Source organism: Stenotrophomonas sp. HMWF003 (assembly GCF_003061285.1).
GTDB lineage: Bacteria > Pseudomonadota > Gammaproteobacteria > Xanthomonadales > Xanthomonadaceae > Stenotrophomonas > Stenotrophomonas maltophilia_AP.
Map to the genome: position 1 here is coordinate 1 of NZ_QAIW01000177.1, position 2,777 is coordinate 2,777.

The following is a 2,777-nucleotide window of genomic DNA, read 5'->3' on the forward strand; positions in this document are numbered from 1 at the left end:
GGGGCGGTGCTGCTGGCCACCGAGAACGCACCGCCGGGCAAGCGCGCCTGGTACGGCATGTTCCCGCAGCTGGGCGCGCCGCTGGGCTTCCTGTTGTCGGCCGGCATCTTCCTGCTGCTGGGCCGGGCGATGAGCGATGCCGACTTCCTGCAGTGGGGCTGGCGCGTCCCGTTCCTGGCCAGTTCGCTGCTGGTGGCCGTCGGCCTGTGGGTCCGCCTGAACATCCATGAGACCCCGCAGTTCCAGGCCGCGCTGGACCGCAACGAGCGGGTCAGGCTGCCGATGTGGACCGTCATGCGCGAGCACTTCCTGACCCTGGTGCTGGGCACGCTGGGCGCGTTCGCCACCTTCGTGCTGTTCTACCTGATGACGGTGTTTACCCTGGGCTACGGCACCACCGTGCTGCAGTACAGCCGCGAGCAGTTCCTGCTGCTGCAGATGGTGGGCATCCTGTTCTTCGCCGCCGGCATTCCGTTGTCGGCGCTGTACGGTGACCGCTGGGGCACGCGCCGCACCATGATCGTGGCCAGTGGCCTGATCCTCGCCTTCGGCATCGTGTTCGCGCCGCTGTTCCAGGCCGGCAGCCCGTGGCTGGTGCTGGGCTTCCTGTCGCTGGGGCTGTTCCTGATGGGCCTCACCTACGGCCCGTGCGGCACCTTCCTGGCTGAAATCTACCCGGTGCAGGTGCGCTATACCGGCGCGTCGCTGTCGTTCAACCTGGCCGGCATCCTCGGCGCGGCCCCGGCGCCGTACGTGGCCACCTGGCTGGCCGAGCGCTTCGGCCTGCTGGCGGTTGGCTTCTACCTGTGCGGCACCGCGCTGGTGACCATCCTGGCGCTGCTGGCGATGGGCCGGCGCGCGACTCTCAGCGGAAGAAGCGCTTGAGCGTGCGCCCCAGCCAGTTGCCCTGCTGGTGCTCGCGGGCGAACTGGTTCAGGTGCAGCTTGACCTGCGGCGCATAGGCCTTGTCGTCGCCACGGATGTGGTTGAACAGCCAGCGCGACAGCATGGTGCGCAGTTCATCGCTGATGTCTTCGCCGGCCTGGAAGCGCAGGCGGTACTCGGCCACGCGCTTGATGAAAATCTCATGCACGCGCTTGTGCGCGGCGCAGAACGGGTAGCCGGCTTCCTCCATCAGCTCTTCCTCGAAGGCGAAGTGCGACATGGTGTAGTCCACCAGTTCGTCGATCACCTCGGCCACCGCCAGCCGTTGCAGACTGGTCTGCGCCACGTGCAGGTGGTTGAGCATCTCCACGATCCGCATGTGCTGGTGGTCGATGACGTCGATGCCGATGTTCAGGTCGTCCTGCCAGACCAGAAGTGCCATGTGCGTTCCCTGTGGTGTTCAACTGGGAACGACTCTAGGTTGATCGCGACACGCTCGCGTTGATCTCGATCAAGGCGCCAGGGCGGTTTCCCGGGCGGCACTGGCCACGCTGGTGCAGCTTACCCGGTTGCGCCCGCCGGCCTTGGCCAGGTACAGCTGGCGGTCGGCCTCGGAGATCAGGCGGTGCAGGGAATCGCGCTGCGGACGCAGGCAGCACAGCCCGATGCTCACGGTCATGCGCAGGGTGGTGTCGCCCAGCTTCACCTCCAGCGCCGCAATGCGCTCGCGCAGCATTTCGAAATAGCCGCGTGCCTCGTCCTCTTCCAGGCCCGGCACCAGCAGGCAGAATTCTTCGCCGCCGAAGCGTGCGATCAGGTCCTGGTCGCGGGCATGGCCGGCCACCGCGGCGGCCACCGCGCGCAGTGCGTCGTCGCCGGCCTCGTGGCCGTGGGTGTCGTTGATGTGCTTGAAGTGATCGATGTCGATCATCGCCACGGCCACCAGGTCGTCGTTGTGGTGCAGCTGCGGCAGCTGCCGCTGGCTCTGCTCCAGGAAGCTGCGCCGGTTCGGCAGCCCGGTCAGGAAGTCGCGCGTGGCCAGGTCCTGCAGGGTGCCGATCAGCTCCAGCTGGTCCACGTTCTGCGAAACGCGGCAGAAGAATTCCTCGCGGGAAAACGGCTTGCGCAGGAAATCGTTGGCCCCGTTCTTGAGGAAGCGCGGGATCAGTGACGGATCGGTGTTGCCCGAGATGCCGATCACCGCCAGCTTGTCGCGCGAGCGCATCGTGCGCAGCCGGCGGGTGAACTCCACGCCTTCCATGCCCGGCATTTCCTGGTCGACCACCGCCAGCCGGATCGCCGGGTGCGCCTCGATCGCCTTCAGCCCTTCGGCACCGTCGGCCGCCTCGTAGACGGTGTGGCCGTACATGCGCAGCAGCGAGGCAGCGTACATCCGCGCCGACATCGAATCATCCACCACCAGCGCCGCGATGCGCCGGTTGCGCTCCAGCCGCTGCACCAGCCACACCAGGTAGTCGATGCTGCCGGGGGTGTTCTTCAGCACGTAGTCGATGATCTGCTGCTGCAGCACGCGCTTGCGCAGGTCTTCGTCGTATACGCCGCTGACCACCACGGTGGGCAGCCCGCGCGACAGGAAGAACTCCACCACCTTGTCGCGGTCGCCGTCGGCCAGCACCAGCCCGGTCAGGACCAGGAACCAGCCCTGTTCCTCGTCCAGCAGCCGCCCGGCCTCGGCCAGGCTGGTCGCCACGAACACCGGCAGCTCCAGCCGCTGCTCGATCGCCTCGCGCAGCATGCTGGTGAACGTGCGCGAGTTTTCCACCAGCAGGATCCGCTGGGGTAAGGCATCACCGGGGTCGCTGTCGAAAGCGCCCTGCAACAGAGCCGGCATGTGGCGTACGCTCGATTTCGAGTGGGTCGGCAGATATAGC

Annotated in this window: 3 protein-coding genes; 1 reads left to right on the forward strand and 2 read right to left on the reverse strand. The window is 67.0% G+C overall.

The features are described 5' to 3' along the window. Positions 1–885 (forward strand): MFS transporter (locus DBR34_RS07240; RefSeq protein ID WP_128096288.1); only part of this gene is annotated, 885 nt, incomplete at its 5' end. Here DBR34_RS07240 and DBR34_RS07245 read toward each other — a convergent pair. Both DBR34_RS07245 and DBR34_RS07250 read right to left on the reverse strand, forming a co-directional pair. Next, complete coding sequence (locus DBR34_RS07245; protein WP_128096289.1) at positions 866–1,327, reverse strand: bacteriohemerythrin; 462 nt, start codon at positions 1,325–1,327, stop codon at positions 866–868. The genes DBR34_RS07240 and DBR34_RS07245 overlap by 20 nt on opposite strands. A 69-nt stretch (positions 1,328–1,396) precedes the next feature. Beyond that, positions 1,397–2,737 (reverse strand): diguanylate cyclase, encoded by a 1,341-nt coding sequence (locus DBR34_RS07250; RefSeq protein WP_181393928.1) that lies wholly within the window; start codon positions 2,735–2,737, stop codon positions 1,397–1,399. Positions 2,738–2,777: the final 40 nt, after the last annotated feature.